Origin of the sequence: uncultured Methanobrevibacter sp., from assembly GCF_900314615.1 — an archaeon.
In the GTDB taxonomy this organism is placed as follows: domain Archaea; phylum Methanobacteriota; class Methanobacteria; order Methanobacteriales; family Methanobacteriaceae; genus Methanocatella.
Genome location: NZ_OMWA01000023.1, coordinates 38,338 through 54,336 on the forward strand (window position 1 = coordinate 38,338; position 15,999 = coordinate 54,336).

Annotated in this window: 10 protein-coding genes and 1 pseudogene; 8 read left to right on the plus strand and 3 right to left on the minus strand. The window is 33.3% G+C overall.

Going from position 1 to position 15,999, the window contains the following annotated elements; all coding sequences use genetic code 11:
- Positions 1–18: 18 nt before the first annotated feature.
- From QZN33_RS08580 to QZN33_RS08600, 5 genes and pseudogenes are all read left to right on the plus strand, one after another.
- Positions 19–3,006, plus strand: a pseudogene (locus tag QZN33_RS08580) (CARDB domain-containing protein); the annotation flags it as partial.
- 33 nt (positions 3,007–3,039) lie between these two features.
- Positions 3,040–3,168, plus strand: coding sequence for a CARDB domain-containing protein (locus QZN33_RS08585; RefSeq protein WP_296791128.1), 129 nt, complete (start codon positions 3,040–3,042; stop codon positions 3,166–3,168).
- A complete protein-coding gene (locus QZN33_RS08590; protein ID WP_296791131.1) occupies positions 3,161–3,508 on the plus strand; it encodes a hypothetical protein in 348 nt (115 codons plus the stop codon). The genes QZN33_RS08585 and QZN33_RS08590 overlap by 8 nt, the downstream gene beginning before the upstream one ends.
- A gap of 43 nt (positions 3,509–3,551) precedes the next feature.
- A complete protein-coding gene (locus tag QZN33_RS08595) occupies positions 3,552–8,009 on the plus strand; it encodes a DUF11 domain-containing protein (protein WP_296791056.1) in 4,458 nt (1,485 codons plus the stop codon).
- A gap of 193 nt (positions 8,010–8,202) precedes the next feature.
- Positions 8,203–11,898 carry a C1 family peptidase gene (locus tag QZN33_RS08600; protein WP_296791061.1) on the plus strand — a complete coding sequence of 1,232 codons (3,696 nt, stop codon included), beginning with the start codon at positions 8,203–8,205 and terminating at the stop codon, positions 11,896–11,898.
- Positions 11,899–11,912: 14 nt separating this feature from the next.
- On the opposite strand, the gene QZN33_RS08605 is transcribed toward QZN33_RS08600, so the two are convergent.
- Together QZN33_RS08605 and QZN33_RS08610 are read right to left on the minus strand one after the other, a co-directional pair.
- Entirely contained in the window at positions 11,913–12,611 is a 699-nt protein-coding gene (locus tag QZN33_RS08605) for a thymidylate synthase (RefSeq protein ID WP_296791064.1), read from the minus strand.
- A gap of 400 nt (positions 12,612–13,011) precedes the next feature.
- Positions 13,012–13,602, minus strand: coding sequence for a sugar O-acetyltransferase (locus tag QZN33_RS08610; RefSeq protein WP_394347054.1), 591 nt, complete (start codon positions 13,600–13,602; stop codon positions 13,012–13,014).
- Between the two features lie 196 nt (positions 13,603–13,798).
- On the opposite strand from QZN33_RS08610, the gene QZN33_RS08615 reads away from it, so the two are divergent.
- Positions 13,799–14,278, plus strand: a complete 480-nt coding sequence (locus QZN33_RS08615) for a DUF6932 family protein (RefSeq protein WP_296791070.1) — start codon at positions 13,799–13,801, stop codon at positions 14,276–14,278.
- The gene (locus QZN33_RS08620; protein ID WP_296791073.1) at positions 14,279–14,935 is read left to right on the plus strand and encodes a hypothetical protein; all 657 of its coding nucleotides are present in this window, start codon (positions 14,279–14,281) and stop codon (positions 14,933–14,935) included.
- Here QZN33_RS08620 and QZN33_RS08625 read toward each other — a convergent pair.
- Complete coding sequence (locus QZN33_RS08625) at positions 14,932–15,630, minus strand: hypothetical protein (RefSeq protein WP_296791075.1); 699 nt, start codon at positions 15,628–15,630, stop codon at positions 14,932–14,934. The two genes, QZN33_RS08620 and QZN33_RS08625, sit on opposite strands and share 4 nt — an antisense overlap.
- Before the next feature lie 100 nt (positions 15,631–15,730).
- On the opposite strand from QZN33_RS08625, the gene QZN33_RS08630 reads away from it, so the two are divergent.
- Positions 15,731–15,871 carry a hypothetical protein gene (locus tag QZN33_RS08630; protein ID WP_296791077.1) on the plus strand — a complete coding sequence of 47 codons (141 nt, stop codon included), beginning with the start codon at positions 15,731–15,733 and terminating at the stop codon, positions 15,869–15,871.
- Positions 15,872–15,999: the final 128 nt, after the last annotated feature.

Here is a 15,999-nt window from a genome sequence, read left to right on the forward strand (position 1 = left end):
TACACTGTTAATAAGACTGTTAATGTTACTGTGGTTGGTAATAATACTTTGGTTAAATTCACTATTGTTGTGAATAATACTGGTGTTATGAACGCTACAAATGTGGTTGTTAGTGATATCTTACCTGATGAATTTGTATTCTACAAAGTAAGTGAAGGAAATGTTACTGATGGTCAGAAAGTTAGCTGGACTATTGATAAGTTTAATACAGGTGATGTTAAAACATTCTGGATAATCGCAAGAACTATTGCAACCAATGCAACTACAAATGTCGTAACTGTAACATCTAAAGAGAATAAAACAAATGTAACAGGCAAAGCTGTTGTCAATGTTGTTGAAATTAACGCAACAATCAATAAGACAGCTAATATTACTGTAATTGGTAATAATACTCTTGTCAACTTTACAATTGTTTTAAATCACACAAGCATTATTAATGCTACTAATGTGACTATCTGTGATGTTTTACCAAACGGATTTGTATTTGATAGGGCAATAGATGGTTATACTCGAACTGGTCAGGAAATCAAATGGCATTTCGACACAGTTAAATCTGGTGAAGTTATTGAACTCTGGATTACAGCAAGATCAAATGCTACCGGCAAATGGAACAATACAGTATCAGTTTCATGTAATGAGAATGCTACAATTATCAGTACTAATGCTACTGTAGATGTTGTTTCTGTTAATGCAACAATTAATAAGACTGCTAATGTTACTGTGGTCGGTAATAATACCTTGGTTAACTTTACAATTGATGTAAACTACACTTCACTTGTAAACGCTACTAATGTAACTATCTGTGATGTATTGCCTGATGGTTTCACATTTGTTGACGCTTCAGAAGGTTACAACCAGACTGGTCAAAAAGTAGAATGGTATTTCGATACTTTAACAAAAGGAGTCTATCAGCTATGGATTGTTGCCAAATCAAACGCTGTTGGCAAATGGAATAATACAGTTTCCGCATCATGTAATGAGAATGCTACAATTATCGGTGATAATGCTACTGTTGATGTTCTTCCGGTTAATGCTACAATTATTAAGACTGCTAACGTTACTTTAATAGGTAATAACACTTTAGTTAAATTCACAATTGGTTTAAACCACACTTCCAGTGTGACTGCTACTAATGTGACTATTCGTGATGTTTTACCTAACGGATTAGCATTTATCAATGCTACTGGAGATAAAATTGTAAATGGACAGGAAATTACATGGCATTTCGATACTTTAACAAAAGGATACTATGAATTTGAAATAGTTGCTAAATCTAATGCTACAGGTATTTGGGATAATACTGTAACTGTATCTTGTAATGAGAATAGTACAGTTATTTCAGATAATGCTACTGTTGAAGTCGCTCCTGTAAATTTAACAGTTATCAAAGAGGTTGACGTCAAATCTGTTGACGTTTTAGGTCTTGTTAACTTCACAATTACTGTAACTAACATTGGTAAAATAAATGTTACTGATGTATCATTTACAGATATCATGGATCTCTCAGCATTCGAAATTAAAGGTTACAATGGAACATTCAAACCAGATGGAAATGAACTTCTATTTGAAATCGGTTCCTTAAAAGTTGGTGAAACATACAAAGTTTGGATTCAGGCTAAAGCTTTAACAAACGGTACTTTCACTAATGTTGTTAATGTGGCTTCTTTCGAAAATAAGACTGCAGGTTATGATAATGTCAGTGTAAAAGTGATTCCTATAGTTAATTTGACTGTTGTAAAAACTGTTAATGTTAAAAAGATTGGTTTAAATGATCTGGTTGTATTCACAATCAATGTAACTAACAAAGGACCTTCCAATGCAACAAATGTTGAAATTCATGATGTTCTTCCAATAGGATTAGAATATTATGATTCAAGTGAAAGTAACTATGTAGATGGTGAAGAATTCATCGTTCCATTATTGTTACCAGGTAAATCATTTGTATTCGATATTATTGCTCTTGCTGAGAAAGTAGGTAACTTCACAAATGAAGTTTACGTTACCTGTGCTCAAAATGACACTGTCAAAGAAGCTAATGCAAGCGTGGAAGTTGTTGTTGTTAATGTAACTGCTGTCAAATATCCGGATAATGCTGTTGTAGGAAACAATTCATTGGTTAACTTCACAATTGAAGTTACAAATGAAGATGTTCTCAATGCTACATACCTGTTTATCTATGATATGATACCTGGCGGCTTTGAATTTGTCAATGCTACTGAAGGTTATTATAAAGAAGGAAACATGGTATTCTGGCAATTTGAAAGATTATCCAATGGTTCAAGCATTAAACTTTGGATTGTTCTAAAAACAAAAGAAGTTGGTAATTTAACTAATGAAGTTGAAGTTTACTATGCTGAAAACAGTTACAGAGTTTATACAAACAGTACTGTAGAAGTAGTTCCTGTTAATTTAACAATTAATAAGACTGCTGGTGCTGATGAGATATATCTAAATGAAGAAATCACATTCACTATAAATGTTACAAATAATGCTATAGTTAATGCAACTAACGTAACTGTAATTGATGTTGTACCTTACGGATTTGAATTTGTCAAATCAAATGCAACAGGCTATGATAATAAAACTGGTAGATTAACAGTTCCTGTTATTGAGGCTGGTAAATCATACATATTTACAATTACCTTAAAAGCAATAACTAACGGCACTTTAACAAATTATGTTAACGTAACATCTAACGAAAATGTCACTGTTGTAAATACTACATCAGATGTAAATGTTCTTCCTGTGGTTAATTTAACTGTCAATAAGACTGTTGATGTGACTGTAATTTATGTTAACGATGAAGTTACTTTCACTGTTAATGTGACTAATAATGGTCCTTCTAATGCTACTGGTGTGAAAGGTTATGATAATGTTACTGGTGTGTTAAACATTGATTTAATTGAAGCTGGTGAGTCTTATGTATTTACTATTACTCTTAAACCAATGACTAATGGTACCTTAACAAATGTTGTTAATGTAACATCTAATGAGAATAAAACCATTAAAAACAGTTCAATTTCAGTTAATGTTACTCCTGTGGTTAATTTAACAGTTAATAAGACTGTTGATGTGACTGTAATTTATGTTAACGATGAAGTTACTTTCACTGTTAATGTGACTAATAATGGTCCTTCTAATGCTACTGGTGTGAAATGTTATTCCTAGTGGTTTTGAATTTGTTAGATCTAGTGTAAATGGTTATGATAATGTTACTGGTGTGTTAAACATTGATTTAATTGAAGCTGGTGAGTCTTATGTATTTACTATTACTCTTAAACCAATGACCAATGGTACTTTAACTAATGTTGTTAATGTAACATCTAATGAGAATAAAACTGTTAAAAATAGTACAATTTCAGTTAATGTTCTTCCTGTGGTTAATTTAACTGTTGTTAAAACAGTTGATGTGACTGTAATTTATGTTAACGATGAAGTTACTTTCACTGTTAATGTGACTAATAATGGTCCTTCTAATGCTACTGGTGTGAAAGTTACTGATTTTTGAATTCGTTAGTGCTAGTGATCGTGGTTATGATAATGCTACTGGTGTGTTAAACATTGATTTAATTGAAGCTGGTGAGTCTTATGTATTTACTATTACTCTTAAAGCAGTAACTAACGGTACTTTAACTAATGTTGTTAATGTGACTTCTAGCGAAAATGTCACTGTTGTAAATACTACATCCGATGTAAACGTTCTTCCTGTAGTTAATTTAACTGTCAATAAGACTGTTGATGTGGCTGAGATTAGTGTTGGTGGTGAAGTTACTTTCACTGTTAATGTGACTAATAATGGTCCTTCTAATGCTACTGGTGTGAAAGTTACTGATGTTGTTCCGGCAGGATTTGAATTCGTTAGTGCTAGTGATCGTGGTTATGATAATGCTACTGGTTTATTAACTATTGGTTTAATCAAACCTGGTGAGTCTTATGTATTTACTATTACTCTTAAAGCAGTAACCAACGGTACCTTAACAAATGTTGTTAACGTGACTTCCAGCGAAAATGATACTGTTGTTAACTCTTCAATCAGTGTAGATGTAACTCCTGTAGTTAATTTAACTGTTGTTAAAGTTGCTGATATGGATGACGCTACTATTGGTGATGTTATTACATTCACTATTACTGTAACCAATAACGGTCCTTCTAACGCTACTAACATTAAAGTCATTGATGTATTGGATTATGGCTTAACTTTAATTAGTGGAGAGTTAGAATCAGTTATTCCGTTCTTGGCAAGTGGTAACTCTACAACTGTTGTTGTTAAAGTTAGAACTACTGCTAAAGGTGATTACATGAACTGTGTAAATGTATCCTGTGATGAAAACAGCACTGTTAAATCTGCAAACGCTTCTGTCCATGTATTCGAAACCGACATGAAAATTAATAAGACTGCTAATGTCACTTCTGTTGATGTAAACGGCCTTGTTAACTTTACTATTGTTGTTAAAAATCATGGTAAGTCTAATGCTACCAATATTCATGTTACTGATGAATTAAAAGGCGCATTTGAGTTTGTTGATGCTAGTGCAGGTTACACAAGAGATGGCCAGACTATTGTTTGGAACATTCCTAAATTGGCTAATGAAATTGAATACAGTCTTTGGATTGTTGTTCGTGCATTGACCAATGGTACATTTGACAATATCGCTCATGTAAACTGCAGCGAAGAGGAAACTGTTAAAAACAGCACTTCAACTGTAAACGTTACTCCTGTAGTTAACTTAACTGTTGTAAAAACAGTAGATGTGACTGTAATTTATGTTAACGATGAAGTTACTTTCACTGTTAATGTGACTAATAACGGTCCTTCCAATGCTACCGGTGTAAAAGTCAGTGATGTTGTTCCTAGTGGTTTCGAATTCGTTCGCGCTAGTGATAGTGGTTATGATAATGCAACTGGTGTATTAAACATTGATTTAATCAAAGCAGGTGAATCTTACGTATTTACTATTACTCTTAAAGCAGTAACCAACGGTACTTTAACAAATGTTGTTAACGTGACTTCCAGTGAGAATGATACTGTTGTTAGCTCTTCAATCAGTGTAGATGTAACTCCTGTAGTTAATTTAACTGTTGTTAAAGTTGCAAGCACTGATGATGCTTTAGTTGGTGATGAGATCACTTTCACAATTACTGTAACCAATAACGGTCCTTCTAACGCTACAAACATTAAAGTCCTTGACATCCTTGATGAAAAAGGCTTTGAATTAGTAAGTGGTGATTTAGAAAATGTTATTCCGTTCTTGGCTAGTGGTGAGTCAGCTACAATAACTGTTAAAGTTATAACAATCGCTGAAGGTTCATTCATGAATGTGGTTAACGTATCATGCATTGAAAATGAAACTATCAGGTCTGCTAATGATACTGTGAATGTTTACACAACTGATATGAAAATTAATAAGACTGCTAATGTCACTTCTGTTGATGTAGAAGGCCTTGTTAACTTCACAATAGTTGTTAAAAATCATGGTTCTACTAATGCAACCAATGTTCATATTATTGATGAGCTAAGTAGCGAATTTGAGTTTGTTGATGCTAGTGCTGGTTACACAAGAGATGGTAAAACCTTTGTTTGGAACATTCCTAGTGTTGCTAGTGAAGATTCATACTCAGTATGGATTGTTGCTCGTGCATTAACCAATGGTACATTAAGCAATATCGCTCATGTGAACTGCAGCGAAGAGGAAACTGTTAAAAACAGCACTTCAACTGTAAACGTTACTCCTGTAGTTAATTTAACAGTCAATAAGACTGTTGAAGTGGCAGAAGTTAGTGTTGGTGGTGATATTACTTTCACTGTTAATGTGACTAATAACGGTCCTTCTGATGCTACTGGTGTAAAAGTAACTGACGTTGTTCCTGAAGGCTTCGAATTTGTAAGTTCAAGTACTGGTGATTATGATAGTGAAACTGGTTTGTTAACCGTTCCGGTTATTAAAGCTGGTGAATCTTACGTATTTACTATTACTCTTAAAGCAATGACCAATGGTACTTTAACTAATGTGGTTAACGTAACATGCGCTGAAAACGATACTGTTGTTTCCACTTCAGTTGATGTTGATGCAGTATATGACGTTAATTTAACTGTTGTTAAAGTTGCTGACACTGATGATGCTGCTGTAGGTGATGAAATTACATTCACAATCATTGTAACCAATAATGGTGTTTCCAATGCTACAAACATTAAAGTCAAAGACATCCTCGATGAGGAAGGATTTGAATTAATAAGCGGTGATTTGGAAAGTGTTATTCCGTTCCTGGCAAGCGGTGATTCAGCTAATGTTGTTGTTAAAGTCAGAACAATCGCTAAAGGTACTTATATGAATACAGTTAATGTGTCCTGTACTGAAAACGATACTGTTGTATCTGCAAATGCTACTGTGAATGTTTACACAACTGATCTCAAGATTAATAAGACTGCTAATGTCACTTCTGTTGATGTAGGTGGCCTTGTTAACTTCACAATTGTTGTTAAAAATCATGGTAATTCTAAAGCAACTAATCTCCACATTAGTGATGTTTTAGATGATGCATTCAAATTCGTAGATGCAAGCGGTACCTACACTGTCGACGGACAAAACATTGTCTGGACTATTGACAGTCTTGACGGTGAGGCTACATCTGCTGTTTGGGTAGTTGTTAAAGTATTATCTAACGGTACATTTGAAAACGTTGCACATGTAAACTGCAGTGAAGAGGATACTCCTAAAAACAGTACAACAACCGTAAACGTGTTAGGTTCAAGCATGAACATTACTGTTAAAGCAAACGATGAATTTGTTTACTCAGGTAATCAGACTTCTTTCACAATTACAGTTACAAACGCTGGCGAAACTGTGCTCAATGGTATATCAATTAAGGAAAATATTCCTGAAGGTTTAATTTATGACCATTTCACTGGCTCTAACTGGACTTATGATGGAGAATTCCATTATAATGGTTCTTTAGCTGTTGGTGAAAGTGTTGATTTAATCGTTGTCGTAAATACTACCAAATCCGGTGATTTCTTATTTGAAGCTACCGCAAGCGCAGACTATACTGATGATGTCAGTGACAGTGACAATGTTTTAGTCTACACTCCGGCTTTAACAGTCCGTGAAATATCTAATAATCCACGTGCTGTAGTTGGTCAAACTGTAAGCTTTACAGTTGTAGTTACTAACACTGGTGATTGTGATTTAAGTGGAGTTTACACAGTAAACAACTTCCCAGAAGGATTAATCTACACTGGATATGATGGTGACTCATGGAATAAGTTAGCTAGTGGTCTTTTAGGCGCTGAAATGCCTAGCTGGACTCAAGACGGTGATAAATTCATATACTCTGGAATCTTAAGAGTAGGTGAATCCGCTAACTACACACTTTACTTCCAGACCACCAGAACAGGTGTATTCACTCCTGAAGTTGTTGCTAACTCTGACTTGACAAGTGGTGCTTATTCAAACAACACTACTGTTGTAGTCGCTCCTGAACTTGAAGTAAAACAGGACATCGATAAATCCAAAGTTGAAGTAGGTGAAAAAGTCAAAATTACAGTTACTGTAACTAATACAGGAGGCTGTGATTTAGGTGATGTATATGTAATTGAAAACGTCCCTGAAGGCTTAAAATACAACTCTTTCACCGGTGACGGATGGACCAAAGTAGGTGATAAATTCATTTACAACGGTGTATTAGGCATTGGTGAAAGCGCAAGCTTTACTATGGAATTTACTGCTGTTAAAGAAGGTAATGTAAATAACGGTATTTCTGCAGGATCAAATATGACTGAAGAGGTTGACGATGATGTTGATGTGGAAATAGTCAACAAGACTAAACCTGCTCCAGGTCCTGAGCCAACTCCGGGTCCAACTCCGGATCCTACTCCAAGTCCTGAAAATGAAACTGTAGAAAAAACAGATGAATTTAACAAACCTGTTGTCATGAGAGAAACTGGTAACCCAATAATCCTGTTATTATTGGTTATTCTTGCACTCATACCTTTAAAACGAAGAAAACACTAAAATTTAATATTTAAATTGGAGTTTTTAAAACTCCTACTTTTTTTAATTTTTTTATATACAAATTATTTTCAATCTAACTATTTTTTAAAACTTATTTCCATTGAGTATTTATAGTATTAAGACTATAATATTAATACATTATAACATTTTACAATTTTAAATTGTACAAATCATTAAAATGGAGGTAAATATTTTGTCTAAACTGAAATTTATTGCGATATTGTTAGTATTGATATCTTTTTTATTTATTATTCCAGCAAGCTTTGCTGAAGATAATCAGACTGATATTGCTTTAACTGGAGGTGATGTTGACATTTTAGCCAATGATTATTACTTTGATGCTAATATTGACAATGATACAGGTGATGGGACAAAATTGAACCCTTATAAAGAGCTGACTCTGTCAAGAATCGAAGATAATTCGATTATTCACTTGGCAAATGGAGGGTATTCTCTAAAATGGAATGGTTATGCGAATAATGTAACTATCATTGGTGAGAGTAGAGAAAGCACCGTTATTAATGCACAGGGTACTACTCTATCTGCCAGTTCATTAACTCTTTGTAATCTAACTCTTATCCGAGCTCCTATTTCAGCCAGTGGCAATCTGACCGCAATTAATTCAGTTTTTAAGGATTCAGCAAAAAGTGTTATTACTTCATCAGGCAACAATTGCTACATAAATCTTATTAACTGTACTTTTAACAATAATAACTATCTGTCAGGCACTGGCTCTGCAATCAATATGAAAGGCGGTTATTTAAAGATCAATGATTCAGTATTTTCCAATAATTATGCCCATTACTCAGGTGGGGCTATTTATGCAGATGGAGTTAATGCAACTGTATCCAATTCCAAATTCATTAATGATACTTCCCTAAATGATGCTGGAGGCGCAATATTTATAATTGATTCACCGCAGTTTGCATGCATTAATGTGGAATTTAATAATTGTATGGCTCTTTTTGGAGGAGCTGTAACTTCATTAAGTTCAAATTTGAATCTAACTAAGTCAACAGCAAAAAACAACAAGGCATCATACTATGGAGGTGCTGTTTTTGCAATGTATGATACTTTCACAGTTGATTCTTCTGTTTTTATAAATAACTCCGCTCATGATGCCGGTGCATTATATGTTGATGCAGTGGACATTTTCAATATTTATTCTAACCTATTTGAAAATAATTATGCATCCGGAACTGCAGGTGCGGTATATTCAGTCTTAAGCGAGTACTTCTATGATTCAATTTTTGATGAAAAACTCAATAACACATTCATCAATAACTCTGCAGCTTTTGAAAATGACGTTTATGCAAGTTCTATGATTAACTTAACAATCGGTGACAGCAATTATAACCTTGTACGTTATAATGCATCATTTAACGGGACATTGCCTTCAAGTTATGATTTAAGAGATTACAATCAGGTAACTTCTGTTAAACATCAGGACAACGGAGGTAACTGCTGGGCATTTTCAGCAATTGCAGCCCTTGAATCAGCAATCCTGAAAGCAAGCGGAATAAATTATGACTTATCCGAAGAAAATATGAAAAATATAATGTCTATGTATTCAGATTATGGTTGGGCTATGACAACTAATAAGGGCGGATACGATAAGATGGGTGTAGGATATCTGACAAGCTGGCTGGGTCCTGTAAATGAAACTGATGACGTTTATTCCGGAAGCTCATTATTGTCTCCTGTTCTGCACAGTTTTTATCATGTTCAAAACATTTTGTTCTTTACAAGGTCAAATTATACTGATAATGATGCAATTAAAAAAGCAATCATGGATTATGGGGCTGTTTCAACAAGTATATACTGGGGCAATTCTATTCCTAATGGAAAAAGCTATTATTATTCAGGCTCTTCAGGTGCAAACCATGCAGTAGCTATTGTCGGATGGGATGATAACTATTCTGCATCCAATTTCAAAAATCCATCCAATTCCAAAAACCTGCCTGAAGGGGATGGTGCATGGATTATTAAAAATAGTCACGGAACCACTGGTGGAGATAAAGGATTTTATTATGTGTCTTATTATGATACCAAACTGGCACAGTTAGGAAAAGTTGTTTCATATGCAATCGTTTTCAATGACACTATAAGATTTGATAAAAACTACCAGTATGACATTGCAGGAAGAACAGATAACTTTTTCAATACTACAGACACTGTATGGTATAAAAACAAGTTCATTGCAACTGACAATGAATATTTGGCAGCTGTTTCCACATATTTTGAAAAAGAAACAGACTGGGATTTGTCCGTTTATGTGAATAATGCTTTAAAATTAACACAGTCAGGTCATTCACTTCCAAGCTATTCCACAATTAATTTGGACAAGGTTATTCCTCTAGAAATCGGAGATATCTTTGAAGTTGTATTCAAAATAACTGTAAAAGGCGATGCGGGTGTACCGATTTCAGAAGCGGTATCTCTAAATCATGAAATATATTCTGAAAATATTTCATTTGTAAGCTATGACGGTAAAACATGGTCTGATTTTTATGATTTGCCGTGGACATATCCTGATCATACTTATGCATCTCAGGTTGCATGCATTAAGGCATTCACTGTTTTGGAAAAACTCAATACTTACGTCGATTTAAAAGTTCTAAATACATATAATCCTTGTGAATTTTCAGCAACAGTCTATACTCAGGATGGAGCTGTCGTAAAATCAGGTTTCGTTACTTTCAATATTGAAGGAAAAGACATTAAAGTTAATATTGAAAATGGAGTTGCTAAATTAACATACTTATTTAATGATTTTGACAACAACACTGTAACTGCTTCTTTTGCAGGTGAAGGATATGTTTCCAATTCCACAACCACCACATGTGACGTAAATTATGTAAATCTGACTGCAAGTGATGTGGAAGTGTATTTTTTATCAATTATTTCATTTTCCGCAAAGCTGACTGACAGATACGGAAATGCAGTTGCAGATAAGGAAATCATATTTGCAGTTAACAATAAGACTTACAGCGTCAAAACCAACTCAAAAGGTATGGCAACCATTAATCCGTATTTGGATTTAGGATCTCACACTGTTGTTATAGGCTTTAATGATACTTTAGGTAAATGTTTCAATAATTTGACAAAAACTATAACTGTTAAATCCACTATAACCCTTCCTAGTATAGCAAAATATACCTACAATTCCATTTTCTCACCAGTACTTCTTGATTCAAATGGAAATGTATTGAAAAATAAAGAAGCGGCAATTATCATTGACAATGAATCATATCCTGTAAAAACAGATGCAAATGGTGTTATTGACTTCAATGTTTTACTGGTACCTGGCACTTATGAGCTAACAGTCATAAATCCGTACACAGGCGAGTTCAAAACCCAGACAATCAAAGTTGTTAAAAGAATCACAGAAAATAAAGCACTTACAATGTATTTCGGTTCAGGCTCAAGCTATAAAGTAAGGGTTTATGATGATAATGGAAACGTTGCAAAAGGTGTTAAAGTCACATTCAAAATCAATGGCAAGACATATACTCGAACAACAGATTCCAATGGTTATGCTGCTCTTAAAATTTCTCTGCAGGCAAATACATATACAGTTGAAGCAAGTTATAAAGATTTCAATGTTTCCAACAAAATAGTCGTAAAACCTACACTGATTTTAAAAGACAAATCAGTTAAAAAGTCAAAAACTTTCTCATATACTGTAAAACTGCTTTCAAATAAAGGCAAAATCTTAAAAAACAAGTATGTTAAAGTGAAATTCAAAGGTAAAACCTATAAAGCCAAAACCAATTCAAAAGGAATTGCAACATTCAAAATTAAAGTAAATTCAAAAACAGGCAAGTTCACATTGACTGCGACTTACGGTTCTGCAAAAATAAGTAAAAAGATAACAGTTAAAAAATAAGGTTAAAAATAACCTTATTTATTCGCTTTAATTAAATTACGGGCTGCTTTTAAGTCAGTATTATATATGTGGCCGGAGGTTGAGTGGTAGTGAACTCCGCCGAAGTTTAATTTTTCACCAACAATTTCCTTGTTGACTTCTTCTTTCATTTTAAGTCCTAAATATGCTATGAAAAACATGTTTGAGTAAAATGCGCCGAATATATCGTTACTTCTGAATATGCAGTGTATTGTCAGTTCATTGTCACGCACAATACATTGAAGGAACTGTAAACATGGAATATCTTCTCTGTCAGCATCCAATTGCGGGTCGATTGTTACTGCAACTGCTCTGTTTGATCCTGTAGCGGTCAGTATTCTTTGTTTCATTGTATTGAACTGGTCAACATCAAAATGAGCATATATACGGTTAGGGTATGTGTATACAAATCCCTGGTCATCAGGATTTTCAGCTGATTTTACATATTCGTATAATGCATCACTTTTTATAGGACAGCCTTCCATATCGAATTTTCCTGCTTTAATGTCTTTTAAAAGCATTTCAGGAGTGTAATGTTGATATTTGGCTCTGAATTTCAAATCAAACGGATCATCAATTATATAAAAATTTCCTAAGCTTTCAATTAGGTGGTGGTTTGAGTCTTTATAAGTTTCTTTTCCCTGTTTTAGGATTTTATCTACAAAATCTAAATAACATTGATTAATATTTAACATAAAAAAACACCCTTAAATTAAATAAATTTATGTTATGTTTGATATATAAAATTAGTTATGGGTAATTGATATTTATTAATTGCAGTTGTTTTATTGTTTATTCTAGTCGTTGCCGGTGTTGCGATTTAAATAATAATTAATAATCAGTTTAAAGAACCTGATAAAATATCTGATAGTGGTAATGTGAATATATCCTGAAAAATGGCGATATTTTATTTGCTGTGAATGATGATGCTATGTAATCATATGGATTTTTATCAAAAATTATGTATTTTTATTTTTTCATATACATTTACATTTTTTATTTCTAAAAATTAGTTAACTACTTTTATTATTTTAACTGTAGCTATTATAATTTTAATGAAATTATAAATTAATTTTAATTTAATTAATCCTAATTTCATTTATTCGAGCACTTATTTTCATTGACTTTTCTTACAACTTTTGCAGGGATGCCTGCAACAATTGTGTTGGCCTCGACATCTTTTGTAACGACTGCACCTGCAGCAATAATGGCACCGTCACCGATTGTAACTCCCGGCAAAACTGTCACGTTGGAACCTAACCATGCTCCGGTTCCGATTTTAACAGGTGCAGGTAGTAAATTTGCTCTTTTTTCAGGATCTTCCTGATGGTTCAATGTTAAAATGCATGCATTATGTCCTATCAATACATTGTCTCCAATATAAACTCCTCCCTGATCCTGCATTGTACAGTTTGAGTTTATAAAAACATTCTCTCCAAGATGGATGTTTTTTCCGCAGTCTGTGTGGAAAGGCGGAATAAGCCTTAATGACTCGTTTACAGGCTGTGAAGTAAGTTCTGAAAATATTTCTCTGATTTCATCTTCTGTGTGATATTCACAGTTTAACTTACTTTTAATTCTTGTGGCTTCAAGAAGCAGTTCATCAAACATTTCCTGAATTTCAGATGGACTTTCAACTTCTTTTCCGCTATTAACATAATCTAAAAAATCTTTTAAATCCATTATATCACTATTCTAGTATTTGTTGTCATAACTTATTATAATTGTTGTGATTTTGTAAAATTGTTCTAAGTTCGTAAAATTGCTCTTATTTAGTTAATTATGCTTGGAATATCTTTTGGATAAGTTTAGGTCAAGTTTGGGAAAAAATTTTTATATTATTTTATTCAATTTGAATATATATGAATTTTAGGTGGTTTTCATGAATTTAAAATATGATGATGTGGGATGTCTTTTGCAGGGAATATATGATTTGTCCCTGGATGAGATTGAACATGAGTTTGTGGCCGGAAAATCAAAAAGAAGGCATGATATCTTTGAAAAGTATAAGTATCACCTTAATGAAATAAAAGATACAAATTGCTGTTTGAATCATTGGATTGATGGGAGTTTTGTTACTTTAAAGGAAAATCCCGATGATATTGATACATTTACAGAATTTGATGGTGTTAAGGCCAAAAAATTAGGAATTCTTGATGAAATAGATAATATTATTTATGATGCTCCTTTTAGAACAAATAATTTTTGTCATTCTTTTAGAGTGTTTAAGGTTCCTCAATCCTGGAAGAAGGATTATGATGAGTATATAAAAATTAAATCAAGGATATTATTTATATTATTTCCTTCGGATAGTAGAACAGGTAATGTAAAAGGGTTTTTAAAATTAAAAATGGTGAGTTAAATGTTTTTCAATACTATTAAGGAATATGATGAAGAATTAAAAGATATTGAAGACATGTTAAATGATATGGAAAAACGCATTGAGCTATATCCTGATAGGGTATTAACAAAAGGAAATTACCGAACATTAAAAGAGATTTATAATATCATTCTCAATGATAAAAATGATTTTCTCGCGATGATGGAAGAAAGCATTAATCTCCACATTTCTGGTGATGAGGTGAAAAATCATAACATTTCTCTTCCAATCATTATGGGTCTTTTTGGTAACTTTCAGGATTTAACTACTCTCCTGTCAAATTTTCTGAAAGATTCCAGAAACTATGCTTTCGAAAGTCATGACTTAAAACTTGAAGAAGTTTCCAGCGGATCCATTCAGATACTATTTTCAATGGATGAGAATATAACTAATCTGGAGGAGGTCTATTTAAATCATCAGGTCTTTGAGAAGCTTTTGGATTTGGTTGACTGTAATATTGATGATTTGGATAAACAGATTGATGTTATTGGCACTGACTCCCTGATGGCATATAAAAAATTCCTTAAAATTCTCATTGATAATGAACTGGATTTTACTCTTGAGAATAATTCAAGAAAAGTGGGTCTGACACATGAGGAGGCTTTGAAAGTATATAAAAAAATAGATGATGGTATTTAATTGCAAGCGAATTTTACCATCAAATCAAATAATTCTTTAGCTTTATCAGTTGAATCCTGCTCTGTAATGTCTTCAGGGATTTCATAAACGAAAGTAGGATATCCTCCCTGAGCTATTGGTTTTGATACCAGAACAGCAGAAGTGGATTTGTACTCCTCATTACCTGTTACAGGATAATAGTTGAAATCACTGCTTTCATTAACCTTTTTGGCAATATCAACTGAAGCGTTATCCATTTCAGGGGTAGCCAGATAAAATCCTTCACCGTAAGTCGGCATATGTGAATGGCTTATGATTACACAGTCAGCATCGGATTTGGTCACATCAGGATTTACAAAATCATGAACAAGGCTTTCACCGTTTGCTCTTCCTTCGTTATAGTCCTGTGGATTTTTTGTCACGTTTGTCTGATAATGGATAATTTTAACGTCCTTGTGATTTTGAACATACTCTTTTGCTGCTTTAATTTCCGGATCAATTGACAGCGGTTCTCTTGGGTGGATTCCTGTAATTAAAGCTATAGTCTTATCGGCGCTTGCATCACCGTAAATGAACTTTTCAACAGTTCCGTTTGTGGTGTTTCCCAATACGCTGCCTTGAGTCGGTGTAGTTATCGGATTGGATTCAAATAGAATTAATCCTGCAAGAACTATCAAAATTGCAACAATAATTATTATTTTTGTATTTCTCTGCAAAGTTTCACCTTGAATTAGATTATAGTTTCATTCATATATAATTTTTAACAATAATCCAATTCTAAAAAAGTTTATACTTTAAATTTCAAAATAGTATTTGATGTATAGTGGCAGTGATTTATCTGTTTTATGGTTAAAAAAAATTAAAAATCTGGATTCCAAAAACCGTCTTGTCCATGGTGAAATATATTCCAAAGATGGCAGTATTCTGGATTTTGAAATCGAGGGAAATTCTGTTTAAGCAAAGGTTGAGGGGCTCCCGGAGATATTTTTGATGTTGAAATTGCCTTTAGACAAATTTCCAATTCAGACAGAGAGTTTATCACTGATTATATTTTTAAAAATTATTTCTTATTCTCTGAACTTTTA

Bases quoted from the DNA above. Each gene is read 5' to 3' on its own strand.
- QZN33_RS08630 (WP_296791077.1), top strand. From the start codon at position 15,731: ATGTATAGTGGCAGTGATTTATCTGTTTTATGGTTAAAAAAAATTAAA.
- QZN33_RS08615 (WP_296791070.1), top strand. From the start codon at position 13,799: ATGAATTTAAAATATGATGATGTGGGATGTCTTTTGCAGGGAATATAT.
- QZN33_RS08620 (WP_296791073.1), top strand. From the start codon at position 14,279: ATGTTTTTCAATACTATTAAGGAATATGATGAAGAATTAAAAGATATT.
- QZN33_RS08605 (WP_296791064.1), bottom strand. From the start codon at position 12,611: ATGTTAAATATTAATCAATGTTATTTAGATTTTGTAGATAAAATCCTA.